Raw genomic sequence first — 19,168 nt, forward strand, 5'->3', positions numbered from 1 at the left:
TTTGGATGGCTACCTCAAAGGTTTCTAAAATTTTCAGCATCAGAATCAGTATAAGCGCTTTCAAGCAGATCAGGGCGCAGTGATTTATAATATGAAACAAAATAATGGTTAATTATTTCCTGTCTTAACTCAATAAGTTTATGCATTATTTTATGTACCGATACATTATTAATTTCTGGTTTACTCGACTGCAGAATTTGATCGAAAGAATCTTGAAATGCACTATTATAATCCCCTCTATTTATAGCTCTAGTTGTATCTCGTGAGATAAAGAATAATGAAATTTCGCTAATTTTTTTATATGCCATTTCAATGTCTTGACTAATTTTAAATAGTTTTTCATCGGGAGCATTCCTCTCGATTTCTTGTTTTAAATTTCCAGTTCGTATCTTTGCTTTTCTGACAGTAGATGCTTCTTTTAATTCGGTTTTATTTACCACAAGTTTTAATAAGGATTGGAATGCGGGTTCAATATCATAAAAGAGTTTCTCACATGCTTCTCGTACGACAGGTAATTCCCTATAAGCTTTTTTATTTTTTTGTTTCTTTTGTTGTTTTTGCTCCGTAGTAGCAGAAAAGAGGTCTTGTTTAAGAGTATGCTCATGAACGTCTGCATTAAAGCCCATTACTAAAAGTTCGTCTATATGAGGTAGTTGATTCAGTTTAAGGGAAATGATTTTTAATTCGCTTTTTAAGGTAGAAATTTTTTCAGGTAGTAAGTTCGATTTGTTTTGTATGGATTTTTTTGAAGGTTGAAAAAAGTTACCCATTTTTATATTCCTTTTGCAGCGAGATAATATGATTATAGTAGGAGATCATCCAAAAGCTGGGATCGAACTGTATAGAGGAAGTAATTAAGCGTTGAATTGATGAAAAGCGACTTGCTTTTTACTGTAAATTCACAGAATAACTCGTATTACGCTCGTTAATACGAGTTATTCTTGTATTGTACCAGTAGATGGATTAACAGCCTGCTCCAGACATGAGTATTGCCGGTACAAGTTGGTCTTGGTTCACAATATAGGTTTTATTAGGAATAATATCTACCCAGTTTGTGAGTAAGTCTGGTTCCCGCTTAGCCGTTGACCATACCACTAATCTAAAGTAATGGGCATGATTAGGTGGCGTGAGTGGGATTTGTCCTTTTTGAGAGAGTATTATTAAAGAGCCTGGGTCTAATGGTGAACCATTAATGATGGTTTTATTGGCTTCTTGAGTAGCCTCAGCGGAAGCTACCCATTGTACCGCAATTTTTCCTGGATTATCTTTCTCAGGGTAGTTCGTTTTATTATCAAGCACAATTTTGTCAGCTAAGGCGACTGAAGCCATGAAGAATAAGCATAAATAAACTAAGATCTTTTTCATTATTTCACCTAATGGTTATTCAATAATTTTGCCTTCTTGAGGCACACAGGTTGCATTTTCATTGATTTTTGGTGTTGCTAGAGGGAACTTACCTTCTGAGCTAAGCGTAATTGCTCTTCCACGGTTTTTGAAGGTTTTTTTAGGAATGTGAACGGCTACATTTTTAATAACATTGACTGCTTCAGGAATGTAAAAGTCACCCACCATACTTAAAAATTGGTAACTTTCTTGTGGAGATAACCCTTGGGTACGTACTAAAAAGTCAATCGCATTCTTAGAGGCAAGTTGCATGGCTTCAAACAGGTTTTCATGTAAACCCATTACTATCCATTCTTCAGAATTTTCGACTATAGGCCAGGTGAATAGACTATTTCCATTACGTTTGGTTTTATCAAATACTCCTTCGGCTTTTAGATCTTTTCTTACAAAAAATTGCAGAGTGATTCCTTCATAGGAGGTCTCGAGTGCTGTGACGTCAATTTCGCCATTACTTTGCATGGCATGTGAATCACCAGTCCAGACTAAAGCACCTTTGTGAAAAACGGGCAAATAGAGAATGGAACCTGCTTGCAAGCTGGGTTGATCTAGGTTTCCTCCAAAAGGACCGGGGGGGACAGAGTTGAATTGTCCAGGGACGGGTTGGCCCATATGGCTTTCTAAATTCACAGGCCATCCATCTGGCCAATCCTTAGGTGGTGCTACCGCGATAACTCCTGGAAATGGTTTTAGATGTAAGCATATGCCCTTGGTAAATTCAGTAGTGTTTTTTTCTTTATCATATTTAAAGTACATGATTCTTGGTTTGGTAAACTCAGATAAAATACCTTGTGTAGGACTTAAAAAATTATATCCAAAGTCATTTAATTTGATATCTAGCACCCGAATCTCAAGTACATCCCCTGGCTCGGCTTCTTCAATATAGACCGGGCCAGTTAAGCTATGCATACCGCGTCTTTTTTGAATGTTATATTTTGTATAGAACTTTGCAACTTCAGCAGGTGTTGTTTTATTGAAGACCATTTCATGTAAGCAACTGTTCCAGGTTTCCATAGATACAGAATCTCCAGAGTGTACTTTGATTACCGGTGTTTTATCCAGGGTAAAAAGGCCGAGAGTCACAGTGTCTTTTGTTGCAGGGATTTTGTATGTTTCAGACCAGGCAGTAGAAAAAAATACGGTTGCAATTAGTAAAGAGAAGGTTTGGATTTTTTTTAGCATTTCTAGTCCTTAAGAATGGCTAATGAGGGAACTTTGCAATAGAGCGTATCAAAGTCACTTAATAGGTTTAATATGGATTTCATAAAAATTCAAGTAAGTTGAGTCTAAAATTTATTGTGATACAGTATCTTAGAGATTAATCACTTGAACTATTATGAATTATTGTCGTATTTTAAGTTTGTTGTTCTATTTACTTTATATGGGAGGCCTTTATGCAAATGCCGAAAAACCAACCAATTCGTCGAGTATAGAACGGCAAGAGACTTCAAGTATTAGTTCAAACCCTGCTGCAGTTAATGTTGGAACCGGTTCAGGAATCGTCCAACAATACCTTGAAAAGAAATTTGGGATTCAGGATAACCATGGTATCTCGGTCCAAGGCGCTTGGATGGGGGATACTAATAGTCTATTTACCGGTGGAATACCCAATGCAAAAGATAATACTTCAAATAGTGTAGGGCTTCTGGATTTAACTATTGATATGGAGCGTTTCAATGGGTGGAAAGGAGGGCTTTTTAGTGCACAGTTCTTGCAACAAAACGCGCAAAATACAAATGGCCCTGCGGGTGTGATACAAGGGTACAACTCCTTACCCGACGTATCGCCTTATAACCGCTCAGAGCTTTATGCGCTTTGGTATAGGCAAGCCTTATTTGATGATACATTCTTTCTTAGACTAGGTAAAACCATAACCACCTTAGATTTTAACAATGTGGTTAAACCTGTCCAGCTCAGTAAAAGTGATCCTAATATTCCTGCTGTCACAAGTTTGATTTATACGCCAATATTTATTAGCCCCGCGGTAGATGGTCTTATGCCAGGGTATACCAATACGGCTTATGGTCTTACCGCAACCTATACCCCAATTAAATCATGGTATGTATCTTATGGTCTTTACGATGGGAGTTTAGCAAGTGGAAAGCAAACAGGATTATCGGGCCCAAACTTTAATGGTAATTACTTTCAAGTGGGCGAAACAGGGAGCGCTTGGCTTTTAGGCAAAGATAAAAAACCAGGTACTATTGGTATTGGCTTGTGGCACCAAACCGGTCTTATTAAACAAGAAAATTTGACCCAAAGTGGTTCTACTGGGGGGTATTTATTTGGTTCTCAACGATTGTGGTATAGACATCCTGGGTACGATATAAGTGGAATTTCAGGGTTCTACCAATATGGCATCAATAATTCTAGAGTTTTACCTATGAAACAATCAATTGGTGCTGGTTTAACTGCTTTTGGATTAGTTGCCAATAGAGAAGCCGATTCAATTGGCGCCGGGTTTTCTTTAGCCTGGTTAAATCAGCGAATAACCAATAGAAAAACGGAGTTAATGTTTCAGATTTATTATCAGGCAAAACTATTGAAATTTGTCTATCTTGAGCCCGTGCTTTCTTATATTCCTACTCCTGGACAAAGTCGCCAGCTAAATCCCGCTACAGCCGGAACCCTAAGGGCAATAGTTTTGCTTTAGGTCATGTGGATAATCTGTCATTTGATCACTAATTTGATTAACTTGCAGAGCATTATGTTAACGCCAGTTTCGGATAAAAAATCGAGTAAAACCTTATTTTTCCTCGCGTCATTCGAGCTGAGGCGGAATAAGCTCTGTTCTGATTTTTTATCCGATACGTTATACTAAGTCAAAACGATCGGCGTTCATAACCTTCACCCAGGCATTAACAAAATCCTGCACGAATTTTTCTTGGTTATCATCCTGAGCATACACTTCCGCATAGGCGCGAAGAATCGAATTGGAGCCGAAAACAAGATCCACTCGAGTTGCAGTCCACTTCACATCACCCGTTTTACGGTCACGAATTTCATAGACATTGTTGCCCGTTGGCTTCCAAAGATTGGCCATATCGGTCAAGTTGACAAAAAAAGTCATTTGTCAGAACCCCCTCGCGCCAGGTGAATACGCCATGTTTAGTACCTCCGTGATTAGTGCCTAAAACGCGCATACCGCCAACAAGAACTGTCATTTCATGGGCCGTCAGCCCCATCAGTTGCGTGCGATCGAGCATGAGTTCTTCGGCACTAACAGCATAGTCCTTCTTAAGCCAGTTGCGATAACCATCATAGAGGGGTTCTAGCACAGCAAAGGAGGCCGCATCCGTCATATCATCCGTCGCATCACCACGGCCCGGAGCGAAAGGAACGGTAATGTCAAATCCAGCTTTTTTGGCAGCCTGCTCGACACCAATATTACCGGCAAGCACAATGACATCTGCTACGCTGGCGCCCGATTCTGCGGCAATGCCTTCGAGAACCGGCAACACTTTCGCCAGACGTTGCGGCTCATTACCTTCCCAGTCTTTTTGCGGTATCAGTCGAATACGTGCTCCATTCGCACCACCACGCATATCTGAACCACGGTAAGTTCGTGCACTGTCCCATGCGGTAGAAACCATTTCACTGATACTTAGAGCACTGGCAGTGATTTTTGCTTTGACGGCAGCAATATTATAGTTTCGCTTACCCGCAGGCACAGGATCTTGCCAAATCAAATTTTCTTTTGGTACATCTGGCCCCATATAACGCACTTTCGGGCCCATGTCACGATGAGTCAGTTTGAACCATGCTCGTGCAAACACTTCTGCAAAATAATCAGGATCTTTGTAAAAGCGTTCAGCAATTTTACGATAAACGGGATCCATCTTCATGGCCATGTCTGCATCGGTCATAATTGGATTGTAACGAATGGAAGGGTCTTCAACATCAACAGGTTTATCTTCTTCCTTAATATCAATCGGTTCCCATTGGTGGGCACCGGCCGGACTTTTCTTCTGTTCCCAATCATAATTAAGAAGCATATAGAAATAACCGTTATCCCACTTTGTGGGGTGGGTTGTCCACGCACCTTCAAGACCACTCGAAACCGTATTACGACCAATGCCTCTGGTGGTTTTGTTAATCCAACCAAGACCTTGATCTTCGATATCAGCTGCTTCAGGAGCAGGCCCTAAAAGCCTTGCATCGCCATTACCATGACATTTGCCAACAGTATGACCACCAGCAGTCAGCGCGACAGTCTCCTCATCGTTCATCGCCATGCGTGCGAAAGTAATACGAACATCCTGAGCAGTCCGAAGTGGATCAGGCTGGCCATTTACACCCTCAGGGTTCACATAGATCAATCCCATTTGCACTGCTGCTAATGGGTTTTCCAGTGATTCGCGGTTTTCGTCAATATAACGCGAGGCGCCTAACCATTCCTTTTCTGAGCCCCAATAAACGTCTTTCTCGGGATGCCAGATATCTTCGCGACCGAAACCAAAACCAAAAATTTTAAGCCCCATTGATTCATAAGCGATGGTACCTGCCAGGACTATTAAGTCAGCCCAACTTATCTTGTTGCCATACTTTTTCTTGATAGGCCATAGTAACCGGCGTGCCTTGTCCAAATTCACATTATCAGGCCAAGAATTTAATGGAGCAAAACGCTGGTTACCTGTACCAGCACCACCACGACCATCCGCTACACGATACGAACCTGCTGCATGCCAAGACATCCGAATCATCAAACCGCCATAGTGTCCCCAATCAGCAGGCCACCATATCTGGCTGTCGGTCATTAACGCATGCAAATCGTTCTTGAGGGCCTTAACATCCAGTTTTTTGACTTCTTCACGGTAGTTGAAGTCTTTTCTCATCGGATTAGTTTTGGCATCATGCTGATGCAATATATCGAGGTTCAGGGCCTTGGGCCACCAGTCCATATTCGCTATGCCTGTTGAGGTGGCGCCACCATGCATTACCGGGCATCTACTCGCTGCGTTCCTATTGCTTCCATTCATAGCCACCTCTTATCAATACCTTGTTAATTAAGACTTTAACTATAGCTTAAGAGGGGGGGCTGAGCAATCGAAGGTAAAATACCCAAATAAATATTAATGGTTTTCTTATTATTTAGAAATTTTGAAAATTATAGAGTGTTAAGGCGCTTTGCAGATGATTGACGTTGTCCCTTTAAATGAATTTTTGCATGGGGGCTTGAATTTTGCATTTCACTCATTAGTATTCTTTGTATAAGTAACCCTACCGTGCGTGCAAAATTCAAGCCCTGACCCATTTATACGGTCATCTATGAGAATAAAATAGTGGTATAAATTGTGTCTATGCTGATATGCTATCCTTGGATAAACAGAATAAACATATTATTCCCAAATTACATAATAAAATAGAAGCATCAACGATAAAGATGAAGCAACAAACTTCAAAAATACAATCTTTATCGAATTAAATTATAAGCAAGGAAATAAACCCATATCTCTTTTTCGACCGTTAGAGGTGTTTTACAACTCAATATGTTCATACCCAAAATTCAAGGCTTGACTCCATAGATTTTCTGACCAAAGTGTTTTTTTGTTTTTTATGTTGAAAATAAAAAATCCTCTATGTATTATTCCTCCCGTTTCTAATTGAGATAAAAAAATTGTTACCTCATAGGTAAACGGAAAATTTATTTTCAATGAATTGATATATAATTTTGAATGGATGAACGTATGGAAGAATCAACACTAGCAATATTATTAGCTGCCAGTTTTGGCGGTACTTGCCTAGGCGGTATTTTAAGTTATTTTTTATGCAAACCTAAATCTCCGAAACTACTTGATGATATAGACGGACAACTCGAAGACATGAAGAATTATAGGTGCATGGTTCGAGAGGTTGGTGAGGAAAGAACTCAAATTTTCGAAGCACTGAAAAATATTAGTGTTGCACCGAAACCAACATCAACCCTCTCGTATGCTCGTTTCAAAATTTTCTCGCCAAACATTGACTCATATCAGAGATGCACACTAGAAAGAAGTGAAAATGAAGAACTGGTTCATCAATTAAATGAGTTAATTAATTCTTATCCGGATTTTGTCGCATCCCGTTTTGGAGAGCCTGGTTATATTAGAGACGCTCACAACACAATGGTAGAACATCATGCCAAGGTAATGACTCTAGCGCAAGAATGTTTTAAGCGAATTGAGGAAGCAGATGCACAAAGGGAGCAACTTGCAATTAGTCGCGTGTGATGAATTTTATTTAGGAAATTATAAATTATAAATTATAAATGGAAATTAAGGATGTTTGGATATTTTACAGAAGCAGATGTTGAACAATTAAAAAAACTAAAAGAAAATTTGCTTGTTCAACCCAAAGATTATTTTTTTAAGCCTTTTGAAAATTTTTCAGAATTTAAAGACATCTGTATCTCTATGGAATCGTTGCAATGGCGGTTTTTAAGCTCAGGACTGTCACTAATAATTGAAACTTTTAAAGCCTTAAGTAAAGCGATTTATTCTTTAATAACACTCAATTTTTCTGTTGCCGCAAATGAATCGTGCAGAGCAACTAAAGCCGCCTTGGCTGCTATTGCAAAACTGCTTTTAGAGTTAGGGCTACTTTTACTTCATACAACTCGATTCTTAACCCTTTTAATTGCTACGTTCTTTCCTGAAATTATTCTGCTTAGTCTGATCGTCACGGCTACTGCCTTGGGCTATTTATCCTTACCATTGATTGGATTAGGAGGATTACTTGTAGGACTGGGCATTGTAATTTTTTGTTTTGGACTATTAGGTGTGGATATCTATTTACGCTTCTTAGATAAACCTAATCACTTAAAAAAAGTTGATGAGATAGACAGCCGGCTTGCAGACATGAAAGATTATAGACAAATGGTTCGAGAAGTTGGAAATGAAAGGGTTAGAATTTTCGAAGCAATGCATGCTATTGCAGCTGCCACACCAAAACTAACATCTACCACCACGGAAGAAGACCGGTTGAGATTTTTCTCTACAAATAGCAAATTAAATCAGCAAATTTTACAACGAAATCTTGAAAGTAAGGAGTTAGTTCATCAATTAAATGAGCTCATTAATTCTTACCCGGATTTTATTGCAACTCGTGTTGATGAGCCGGGTTATGTTCGACGTGCCCATATCGAGATGGAAGAACACCATGCCAAGGTAATGACTACCGCAGAAGAATGCTTTAGGCGAATTGAAGAGGCATATTGGCAAAGAGAAAATTCCGTGGTTAGCCAAATATAAAGGAGAACGTTAAATTATGAAAAAAAAATATACTATCCTCGGCCTATTTGGGACGTGTATGGCAGTAACTTCAGGACTGGTAATGAGTGGGATTCTTATAGCCACGGCTCCAATATCTCTCCCAATAGTAGCCGCAATTGGTGCAGGAACTGCTGGATTGGTTGCTCTGGCAGCTGTTGGCGGTGGACTGGTTATAGCAAATGCAGCACAAGAAGAATTTGAAGAACTCAAAAAGGCAAAAGCAGAACAATTAGCTAAAGAATGCGTCGACGAAGTAAATCAAAGCACAAAAAATGTCGATACCATTCCCTCAGAAGTAGCTCAACGGATGGACTCTAATGAACAAAAGACAGGGAGTCTGGAAATAAGACTTGCCGCACTCGAAAGCAAATTCGCAGTTCATCAGGACATTACAGAAAATGACATACGCGATTTGAAAGGCCGCTCTCTATCAAATTGTAAACCACAACATCCAAAAGACGAACATAAAACGACTACTTCTACAGCTGCCAATGATGAAACATCTCCATCAGACTCAGATCAGAAACACCTTGAAAAACAACAAAAAGAAAAAACTTCCGAGACAAATCAGGCTGATTTATTAATTAATCAAGGGATATTTTTTAAAGCTAGCCAGAGCACTTTGAGTCAACCAAACACAGCTTCTATAGCAATTAATGAAGATCCTTCTAGTAAGGCTACCAAAGTAAGAGGCATTCGCAAACTGAATTAAACATTAAAGTTACCCTCGTTAAAATTTTGCATCATTAAAGCAAGGAATAGGGAAAATGGCTAGTGCAGTAAAAATATTACAAATAGGAATAAATGATCTTGGCGTAGTACCCCGAGATAAAAGTCCAGATCAGCTACCTTTAATTAGCCAGCATGATAAAAAAAAGGCTACTGCACAAATTAACCCTGATACAAATAATGAATACAATATCACTGAAAGCTTAATAGCCTCCGTTCTAAACGGTGAGCTCTATGATAAGGATGTCAAAATTCTTGAATGGTACTATGATGATGAGCGTCGTTTAATTGTTGAGTCTTATACTGACAAGCAAGTCAATTTATTCGCTGATCTTAAGATAAAAGAATGTTTAATTAAAGCAAAAGGACCTTTATATATAAATGGCAAAGTAGAGAGTGAATCTACTATAGCGATTAAAGCTGAGGCCTTATGGTTAGCGAAACCGCTTACATCTGACGGCGAAATTCTTTTAAATGTGCATCAAGGAGTAGGTCTTTTAGCATGTGTTAAAGCACAAAATCTGATAATTGATGCTGCCTATGTACACCAAAAAGCTGAACTTCAACTTTCAGGTCAACTTGACATCTCTACAAAATATTTTAAACAGGACCCATCTGTAAGAACAACAGTTAATTCGTTACGCCTCATCACTTCCCATCAATGTCAAATGAGAGGCTACCTAACTATTAATAACGGTTGTCTTTTAACCGCTAGCGCTTTAGTTTGGGGGAATGATAAATCAGAATCAACCTTACGATTGCAAGGCGATATTCATATACATGCAAACAAATTACATATACTAGGCGACACTCAGGTTCGTATCGAACATCTAAATCAGAATACAGAGGGAAACTTTATTGTTGACCAGGATTTGTTAGTTGATGAAACTGCTATTGTTGATGCCTTTAATACCAAATTTTCTATCGATGAGATTGAAAACCAAGGTGAACTATCCTTTCATCAATGCACCACTAAAGCAAAAAACGTACAACAACATGGTATCTTTGATGCAGAGCAATCACTTGTCATTATTTCTCAGGATTTTATTCATGGGGAGCAAGCTCTGACAGCATTAAAGGACACTAATTTTACTTCTCCAGTAATAGAGGTGCGTAGTGGACAATTTAGTCTGGATGATTGCAATTATAAAGGTCAATCCTGCACTGTCTATGCAGGCTTTATTGACCTTATAAATCAGTCAGAGATAGAAATTAATAAATTATGGCTTGGGAATGAGGCAAGCTCTAATATTAAAAACTGCAAAATAAATGCTCATCAGTCAATAGAAACATCTGGCGAAGTGCTTTTTGAAAATGCCGATGTAAACACGAATTACTTACACGCTATAGAAAGTAAGACAACAATTAAAAATTCCAAAATAAATGCTCAAACTCAAATGAGACTAAGAGGTACTACGGAGTTAACTGATTCTCAGCTTGCTGGAGAAATCATGACCCTTAATGGTAATTTACTTATCAATGATGTATGGTTAGATGCTTGTGCTCTAGAGATTATATCTAGAAATGCAGCAATAAACTCATTGTTTTCTCATTCAGAAACACTTAAGCTGCAAGGCAGCAAAAAAGAAGATGAGGTGGTATTTAAGAAAAGTGCCTTAACTGCAAAACTATTTTCTTGCTTAGATCATGTTACGTTAGAACGGTGTAGTTTTTATGGAGTTTCTCCGGAGAAACTCAATCATAATTTACATGCCCATCTAAAAATTAAAAGTTCAAAATTTATTACAGAAAGTCAATTAAGCAATTACGCTGATAGGCAACTTGCGTTAGACGATTACAGTACTTTGCGGGTGGGTTTGCTTCATTCGCAAGGAGCAATGAAAGCTAAAGACTCTAAAATTACTTGTGAAAGTCTTTGGCAGGAAAATGCTAAGCTTAAACTTGATTCAAGTAGCATTCAGATCAAAAATACCCTTAACTCACAAGCCAGTAAAATAAAACTGAAGAAAAATGCTGTAATCCAAACTTCTGTAGCCCAGATAGGACAATGCTCTGAATTTAAACTTAAAGAAGGTAGCGCCTTAGTAGCAACCTCTGCTATAACAGCAGCATCTGACTCAACAATTAGTAGTAATGAGTCCAGCCTGTTCACCAAAAGATTTACCACTCTAGGACGTACAGAATTATGTGCTAGCCTTTTATGTGCAGAAGAACTTCTCATTTATGATCAATTTGAAGCAAATTCAATGTCAAAAGTTACAGTAGATGAACTTATTGCTGTCGCTAAAGAAGCACGTGCCCAATTCTCAGATTCCACAATCACTAGTAATGATATTCAAACCTTTGGTGAAATGGTTGCCAGTGACAGTGTTGTTGCAGCTAAAAACACTTTATCAGTTTGGTCATCTGCAACTATGACTTTAGAAGGAAATTCTGTGGCTATAGCCGAGGATATGGTAGTCCGAGGTACATTGGTGACTCAAAATAAAACACCAGAAGGTGCACAAGAAGAAAAAGAAAAAAGCAAAGAAAAAGCAGCCTCTCAACTTAGAGTTAATGGTGAATTGCATATAACTAAAAGTGCTACAGTGAAAGGAACCGCCGATTTACTTATTGAAGCGGATCAATATTTACATTCTGGCTCCATGAATCTTAGTGCCGACTTAAAAGCCAGAGGAGGACTCTTGCGTAACTTTGGCTCTTTCAAGGCAGATAGTATCTATCTAGGCTTTGATGATAAAGTTGCCAATTTTGGCTCTTTTTCGGCCAAGGATATGACTGTTCATAGTAATCTTCTTAATCTTGCCGGTGGAGTCTATGTCGAGAAATCTTTGTCAGTAGCAGGATTTTATGGCGCTAATTTGGGTCTTATCGCCGCAAATAATTATTCCAATACCACGTTACTCTCTGTAAATGGTGGGCTAGTAGTCCCTAATTTTTCAGCAGATCCTGGTTATATTTTTTCATTGAGCAATCTTGCCGCGGTTGGCAAAATTGCTGCAGCTACCTTTGTGCCTAACTACAGCAATGCTATCAATCTGGCATTTATGGTACCTGGCTTAGTGAATAGCGCGCACTCTCTTTATGATACTTATGAGAATTTTAGTTGGGAGAAATACCGCAACATGCGCAGGCATGAGTGGATGGCTCAGATTTGTCAATTTAAGGGTATTGCTTCAGCAGCTTGGGGCGCTTTTGATGCAGCCTATTTAATCCCCGGTGAGTTTTCGAATCTAAAGACTGATTTACCCACCATGGCAGATTGGATGTTTGATGCAAAGACCTATTCCCTCGGTAATTTTAAAACAGCCGCATCGAAGGTTGATTGGCAACGTTTCGGCACCCGCACTGCAGGCGTTTTTTTAGGCAATTATTCAGATAATTCCTTAATAGATATTAATCTTGGGGTAAGTCTTGCGCCCTCTACCGTTAAAAAGAGTTTGTTTAGTATAAACACAGGTGCAGAAGCATCCCTACTTTCGCATACGGTGGAAAACAACTTTTTCTATAATAGCGGCTGGTCAGGCGGTGGAGAAGCAACGTTTATAACGGATTACACTTATAATGCCGGTAGTTTGGAAGGCTTTAACCAATTTACTTTCAAAGCAGAAGGGATGATAAATACAGGCGTACTTGATGGAAATAATGTAAATATTACCATTAATCACTTAAGCCAAGAAGGGAAACTGGCATTACACAATGGACAAGCTAAAATTGCTGAGTTTACTGATACTAATGACGCGAGCTCTGAATTCACTGACATGCTGGTCACTGGTACTAATTTTGATTTAACCGCTCATCTGGATGCAGAACGAACTCAATTCGTCTATACCGACAAGTTTACAACCCACAAAGATTCAACCTCTAACACCAAACAGGTTGTCATTCAGGCAAATGAGTTTTTTCATGGTGGCCAGTTAGATTATGAAGAAGGTCTTTATATTGAAGCGAATAAAGCGACTCTGGAAAAAGGTTCGATTATCGACGGTAAAAAAACAGATGAAGAAGAGTTGTATGTTCCTAAAGCCAAAGAAGAAAATAAAATTGCAGAAGAACAAAACGCTCAAACAACTGGGGAACAATCTCCCGAGTCAACGACAGAAACAGTTGAGACTGAGGTAGAAAAAGAATTTAAGCCACAGCATATTTTTCAGCTGCATGTAAGCGAAAAGCTTGCTTTAAATGGCAAAATAAGTGGCGGGGATTACACCCAAATTCAGGGTAAAGCTGTTGAGTCTTCTGAGTCAGACATGAATCAAGAAAAAAGTACACCCAAGTGTGAACGCTTGACTTTTGGTGAGGACGCAGATATCAGGCTTGTCAATGGTTCCATCGATGCGCAACATATCGAAAACTCAGGTCATATTGAACTGTCAAAATTTTCTTTACATAGTAATGATCTCACGCAAAAAAAAAGAAATGAAACTCGATGGTTGCGTTGGTACTATTGATACGGTCAGAGACATTGAGACCGCAAGTACTGAGATTAAAGGTTCCTCTTTAGAAGGTACTAGTTTTAAAACGACGGGGCAATTATCTGCTCAAAATACCCGCTTTACTTATCATGATGAATTTCTTACAGAGCAGAGTGCTAAATTAGCTACAGATAATGTTGAAATTATTACAGGCGTATTCGAACATTCTGGAGATCTGGCTTATGAAAATACTTTGGTAGTGACAGCAACGACTGCTCGTTTGCAAAAAAACTCTGTAGTCAATGGGAAACAAACCGCTGAAGAAGATTTATTTAAAACAAAATCAAAGCCCTCTACTCCCGCAGAAGGAAGCGAACAAACAGAAGACACCAACAGTCAAGAGACAAGTACTACAGATGCCCAAGTAGAAGAAAAGGAATTTAAACCGCAGCATATGCTCATTATTAATGCTGAAGAAAAGGTAGTACTGGATGGTACTTTAACGGGAGGAGATTACACGTCCATACAGGGCAAGAAAGATGATACTGTAGCTACATCAGAGAACTGTGAAGAGAAAAAGCCTAATAAAGTTAAGGAATTAATCATTGGTGATAACGCGAATATCAAGCTGACCTACGGTTCAATTGAAGCTAATAACGTAGTAAATGATGGACAGACCGAGCTTTCTAAATTTTCTTTAGATATTGATAAGCTTGAGCAACAAAAGACGATTAGTCTCGACGGCTGCGTTGGTCAAATTACTGAGTTTAGGGATGATGATACTGCTAGCACAAAGATTCATAAGTCATCTCTAAAAGGAGATAGCTTCCAGTTAAAGGGTAAACTGGATACTAAAGATACTCATTATGAGTATAAGACAGAATTCCTGACAGAAGAAAGTTCACGAGCCAAAACTGATAATGTTGAAATTATTACCGCTCAGTTTGAGCATGGTGGGGAGCTTGCTTACGAAAATGTCTTGTCGGTAAAAGCTGATAGAGCACATACAAAAATAGGTTCTGTCATTAATGGGAAGAAAACCGCTGAGGATGAGTTGTTCACTCCCAAGGCCCCATCCCCAGAAGAGCAAACCACTCAAACACCCGAAGGAGAAAGCTCAGAGACAACGACAGAAGTTGAAGTAGAAAAAGAGTTTAAACCACAAAATATTTTTACCTTAGAAGCAAAAAATGTGGCAGTGGATGGTGCGCTTAAGGGTGGAGATTATACTTCTATCAAGGGTAAATCTGTTGAGAACGCTGATGGCTCCGAATCAACTGTTGAGAAATGTGAATCCCTGGTGATAAGCGATTCAGCAGATGTCGATTTAACCTATGGCTCTATCGCCAGTGACAAATCAGACATTTCAGCGCAGGTCCATCTTAAAGGCTTTAGTCTCGATATTGGCAAAACACAAATCCACCAGGGTGGGCAATTAGCACTTGAGGATTCTGTCTATAATGGGGACATATTAAACTCTGATGGTGTCTTTAAATTAGATCATTCCACAGTGACATTGAATCAAATGAATCTAAGTAACCTTAGCAAGGAAACCATCAAAGATTCACGTATTACTACCACCAAATTTGTCGACAATAGCCAGCTTTCTTATCAAGGACAAGCAGCCATCTTTACTGACCATTATGAACACGGCGGCCGAATTACTAAACTTACGCCACCTGAAGGAAATGTCGATAATAATCTCTTTTATGTGAAAGCAAAAATGGCAGATTTGCACGGTTCATCAGATATCGATAATGCCATTTTTGCTATCGACCATTTTCCTGATGGAACACAATTTGTTTCAGGCATCGCTCAATACAATCACTATACAGTTACCAGTAGTCTCATGTTAGAAACTCAAGACTCTATGAATTTAAATACTCCTTTTTATCGGGATTGTAATTTAACGGTAAAAGCAAGCGGTATTACAATGACTGCCGATTATAATAAGGCGCGAGATTTAAGTTTGATATCTACAGTGGGTGATGTTTCCTTATTAAGCAACATTACCAGTAATAATCTGTATGTTAAATCAGCAGGAAGTATTCGAACCAATCACAGCATCTATAGCAATGAATTGGCAAATTTTGAAGCTGCTGGCGGTTTTTATAATTTAGGTGGGGTGGTTAATGCAAATACTGTTGCTATAAAAGCCAGTGAAATTAAAAACATCTCTGCAGGCTCATATGCTGCAGGTGCGGCCTGGGGAATACCCATGGGAGGAGCGGGCATTATCAATGGACGCACAGATGCTTATCTAGAAGCAACCTCAGGTAATATTGAAAATTACGGAGGGATTATTCGTTCAGGAAATTACACGCAGCTAATTGCTCAGGGAAGTGTCATTAATGCCTGTAATATTCGCACCTATCGCGGGGCCTATGATTGGATTACTGCATATGATGGTGGCTTAATTGCAGGCGGTAGCGGCAGCAGTACTGAAGGCGTTGGTCTTTACATTAAAGCCGGTGGCAAGGTTTATTCCGATGCTTCTAATTTTGTGAGCAATGGCACTAATTATATTGAAGGAGATCAAGGCATTGAATTTGCCGCCCGGCAGGAAACCCATGTTAGCAAAATCAAGAAAACTAAAACCTGGTATGGAAAATCCAGCAAAAGTGTCACTACAGCTACAACGGTTACCAACTCAACAGTGCAGTCTGCAACTGGAGTTAATATTTTAGTAAGTGAGCACGGAGGAGTTAAGTCTGTAGCGACTAATTTTATTTCTCCTGGTGGAACACAAATTTCTGCTCGCGATAATGTGGAGCTCTACAATTTAAAAACACAAAGCCAAAAACATAAATCGTCAAGTAGTCTTTGGGGGTTATCCAAGCATTCAATTTATGAAAAGCATCAAGAAGCCGTACCTACTTTATTTCTTGATAATGGGGTTACCCGTATTTATTCTTCAGAAGGCTCCATCGACGCGCGTGGCGCTTATTTTGCTGGTGCTGGTGATTTAGACTTGAAAGCCCATGGTCGTATTAAGTTTGGTGTAGACCTGCTTGACCATGAAGTCGTTGAAAAAACGCGAAGCCTGGGTATCTCAGTACCAGGAATGGGGGGCTGGCAAGCATGGAAAAATAGTGGCAGTCTGATGGATGCGGTGACCGCTGAAGATGCGACCATGGCAAAGTTAAATTCCATGCTAAACAGTAATAATGCTACTGAACTATTGGCTGACTCCTCTAATTTAGGTATTAATTTATATAACACCACGAACAGTTTGATGCGTGGTCTGTCAAACGATACATTAGGCCGTGAAGTGCTTGCACGTTACGGTTTAGGTGGCACTGATGGCAAAGGATTTTCACCGACTATTACTTTCTCAATGAGCGAAAGTACCACAAAAACCAAATACCAAACCCAGGGCGTTGGCGGAGTTAATAGAGGAGGAAATGTTTTCCTTGAGGCAGGTGAAGGAATTGATTTAGAAAATGGTGTGCGCGTTCACGCTGGTGGTAATATGATTGTTAATGCACCAGAAATCATAGCAAAATCCGCAGGATTGCACTCCTCAGTTGACCAAACCACCACAACGCAAAGCGTGGGTGTTTCTCCTACAGGACAATTGCAGGATGCCTCTATTGGATACTCCCATACCAATACCCAATCAACACAGTATGTAAATGCAGAATTGTCCGCTGATGGTCACATGCAATTAGGTTATCAAGACGGCGCCATGCGTCAGGTGACTCTTGATGGCGCTGTAATTAAAGCCGGTTCCATGGACGCAAAAATTGAACATCTGAATATTATTGACAAGCAAGACACCACCACAACCCAAACAGAATCATTCAGTGCCAGCCTTTCTGGGCAAGTCTCTGCTTATGTAGGAAAAGGAGATTCAGCTGTTGTTAGAGATCATAGTGGCATATATGTAGGAGATAACACAGGACATTCAGTAGTTATTGATGAAGCCCACATGAAAGGAGGCAAAATACTTGTTAATGGCGGTCAAGTAGAGATTGGTAAGTTGGTCAGTGAGAAGATGGTCGATCATGAATCTTATACCGGCATTGGCATTAGTCTTAATATTAATGATTTACAGCGTTTGGCAGGGCAGGGAGCTTCGAATCAAACGGGCGAACAAGCCATTGCTGTTGGTGAACTGAATTTTGATCGGGTGAATTATAAAGCAGAACATACACCTGTGGTTTATGGCGATAATGGCGCCCACATTGAGATTAAGGAAGTAGTAGGAGAAGTACACACTGAATCTGCGGATGGAACCAAGGTCATTAAAAACGATGAATTACACTTGGCTTTGGATATCCCTATTACCAATGCGAGTTACATTGACAAAGCTCGTGAAAATATTCAAGCCGGGATAGAAAAAATAGCCCAGGCTTTTGGTCTGAATGGGGTGCCAGAAGTTAAGCTGCCAATTCAAGAAGAACCTGTCTTACCTTCACGTCGTAAAGAGGAAGAGGAAGAAGAAGAGGAGGAAGTGGGCGAAAAAGCAGCGGAGGAGAAGGAGTCTGATTTAGATAAGAAAAAAGAAAAACCACTGACACCTGAACAAGAAGCTGCTCTTTGGCAAGAAATTCTTTCGAAACTTCCGCCAGATAAACAGCAAGAGATACAAAATACAGTAGAAGAAATTAAAAAGAAGAAGAAAGAGAACAATGTTCCTCCCGAAATTATGGATAAACTAAAAAAACAACTGCTATCTGCATTTAACAGTGTATTGAAAGCAAGTTCTGAAGAGATTTGGGGCAAACTAGCCAAGGAAGTTGGAAAAGACTCTGCGGATATAATATTAAAGAGGATTTCATCGCCTGATGCTCTTTCCAAACTCAATATTAAGACCTATTTGGGTACAAGAGGGACTATTTATATCAGTTTTATTTTTAATTTATTTGGGTCTTCGCTAGATGGAAAGAAAGATGTTTGGAATGATGCCATTAAAAGTACTGTAGGTGATATTACTTTAAATTTTGCTTTAAAAGCTACTGGCTCTTATGCAGGTCCCATAGGCTGGGCTTTTGTGGGAATCGGTGTTTTTGATAAGCTTTTTTATAGTAAAGAGCAAGTAAAGCTGCGTCTGGAAAGCGCTGATCGTTTAGCGGAAGAGGCAAACAAAGCATTAGGAAAAGGAGAATATTTTAATAGTACCTACTTGATGCAGGCTTCCGTGCAAAATGCTCGGATGGCGTCAAATGCTGAAATGATACACGGTATATCGGAGCGCTTATCCTCTATAGGAGGCTATGTAAGTGACGCTGTAAGGGATGGGTGGAATAAGATAAGAGGTAAAGAAATGCCCAAACCACCATCCGTCGTCAATAGAAACTCCTTTTTCCGTTCTGAAAAATCGGGAATCAAGAAAAATGACGTATCAATAAACCCCCAAAATCATCAAGAAGAGTCATGCAACCATATAACATAAGCAGGCAAATATTC

9 protein-coding genes and 1 pseudogene are annotated in these 19,168 nt (G+C 39.4%); 6 read left to right on the forward strand and 4 right to left on the reverse strand.

Annotated features, from left to right (window positions below; translation table 11 throughout):
- Positions 1-14 precede the first annotated feature (14 nt).
- The 3 genes from LDG_RS08870 to LDG_RS08880 form a co-directional block, all read right to left on the reverse strand.
- Positions 15-770, reverse strand: a complete 756-nt coding sequence (locus LDG_RS08870) for a hypothetical protein (protein ID WP_006870957.1) — start codon at positions 768-770, stop codon at positions 15-17.
- Between the two features lie 193 nt (positions 771-963).
- On the reverse strand, positions 964-1,365 hold the full coding sequence (locus LDG_RS08875; RefSeq protein WP_006870958.1) for a hypothetical protein: 402 nt from the start codon (positions 1,363-1,365) through the stop codon (positions 964-966).
- Positions 1,366-1,380: 15 nt separating this feature from the next.
- Positions 1,381-2,583 carry an acetamidase/formamidase family protein gene (locus LDG_RS08880; protein ID WP_006870959.1) on the reverse strand — a complete coding sequence of 401 codons (1,203 nt, stop codon included), beginning with the start codon at positions 2,581-2,583 and terminating at the stop codon, positions 1,381-1,383.
- Between the two features lie 154 nt (positions 2,584-2,737).
- Here LDG_RS08880 and LDG_RS08885 point away from each other — a divergent pair, with 154 nt between their 5' ends.
- Positions 2,738-4,054 (forward strand): carbohydrate porin, encoded by a 1,317-nt coding sequence (locus LDG_RS08885; RefSeq protein WP_006870960.1) that lies wholly within the window; start codon positions 2,738-2,740, stop codon positions 4,052-4,054.
- A gap of 159 nt (positions 4,055-4,213) precedes the next feature.
- On the opposite strand, the pseudogene katG reads toward LDG_RS08885, so the two are convergent.
- Positions 4,214-6,380 (reverse strand): annotated as a pseudogene (gene katG, locus LDG_RS08890) (catalase/peroxidase HPI).
- A 708-nt stretch (positions 6,381-7,088) separates the two neighbouring features.
- Here katG and LDG_RS08895 point away from each other — a divergent pair.
- The 5 genes from LDG_RS08895 to LDG_RS08915 are packed head-to-tail and all read left to right on the forward strand — an operon-like array spanning position 7,089 to position 19,154.
- Positions 7,089-7,610 carry a hypothetical protein gene (locus LDG_RS08895; protein ID WP_006870966.1) on the forward strand — a complete coding sequence of 174 codons (522 nt, stop codon included), beginning with the start codon at positions 7,089-7,091 and terminating at the stop codon, positions 7,608-7,610.
- Between the two features lie 51 nt (positions 7,611-7,661).
- A complete protein-coding gene (locus LDG_RS08900; RefSeq protein WP_006870967.1) occupies positions 7,662-8,630 on the forward strand; it encodes a hypothetical protein in 969 nt (322 codons plus the stop codon).
- Positions 8,631-8,646: 16 nt separating this feature from the next.
- Entirely contained in the window at positions 8,647-9,363 is a 717-nt protein-coding gene (locus tag LDG_RS08905) for a hypothetical protein (protein WP_040535096.1), read from the forward strand.
- A 55-nt stretch (positions 9,364-9,418) separates the two neighbouring features.
- Complete coding sequence (locus LDG_RS19635; RefSeq protein ID WP_006870969.1) at positions 9,419-13,792, forward strand: hypothetical protein; 4,374 nt, start codon at positions 9,419-9,421, stop codon at positions 13,790-13,792.
- A complete protein-coding gene (locus LDG_RS08915; protein WP_006870970.1) occupies positions 13,761-19,154 on the forward strand; it encodes a hemagglutinin repeat-containing protein in 5,394 nt (1,797 codons plus the stop codon). The genes LDG_RS19635 and LDG_RS08915 overlap by 32 nt, the downstream gene beginning before the upstream one ends.
- Positions 19,155-19,168 lie beyond the last annotated feature (14 nt).

Origin of the sequence: Legionella drancourtii LLAP12, from assembly GCF_000162755.2 — a bacterium.
GTDB classification, from domain to species: domain Bacteria; phylum Pseudomonadota; class Gammaproteobacteria; order Legionellales; family Legionellaceae; genus Legionella; species Legionella drancourtii.

Coding starts and splice junctions, on each gene's coding strand:
- LDG_RS08870 (WP_006870957.1), bottom strand. CDS start 770: ATGGGTAACTTTTTTCAACCTTCAAAAAAATCCATACAAAACAAATCG.
- LDG_RS08875 (WP_006870958.1), bottom strand. CDS start 1,365: ATGAAAAAGATCTTAGTTTATTTATGCTTATTCTTCATGGCTTCAGTC.
- LDG_RS08880 (WP_006870959.1), bottom strand. CDS start 2,583: ATGCTAAAAAAAATCCAAACCTTCTCTTTACTAATTGCAACCGTATTT.
- LDG_RS08885 (WP_006870960.1), top strand. CDS start 2,738: ATGAATTATTGTCGTATTTTAAGTTTGTTGTTCTATTTACTTTATATG.
- LDG_RS08895 (WP_006870966.1), top strand. CDS start 7,089: ATGGAAGAATCAACACTAGCAATATTATTAGCTGCCAGTTTTGGCGGT.
- LDG_RS08900 (WP_006870967.1), top strand. CDS start 7,662: ATGTTTGGATATTTTACAGAAGCAGATGTTGAACAATTAAAAAAACTA.
- LDG_RS08905 (WP_040535096.1), top strand. CDS start 8,647: ATGAAAAAAAAATATACTATCCTCGGCCTATTTGGGACGTGTATGGCA.
- LDG_RS19635 (WP_006870969.1), top strand. CDS start 9,419: ATGGCTAGTGCAGTAAAAATATTACAAATAGGAATAAATGATCTTGGC.
- LDG_RS08915 (WP_006870970.1), top strand. CDS start 13,761: ATGAAACTCGATGGTTGCGTTGGTACTATTGATACGGTCAGAGACATT.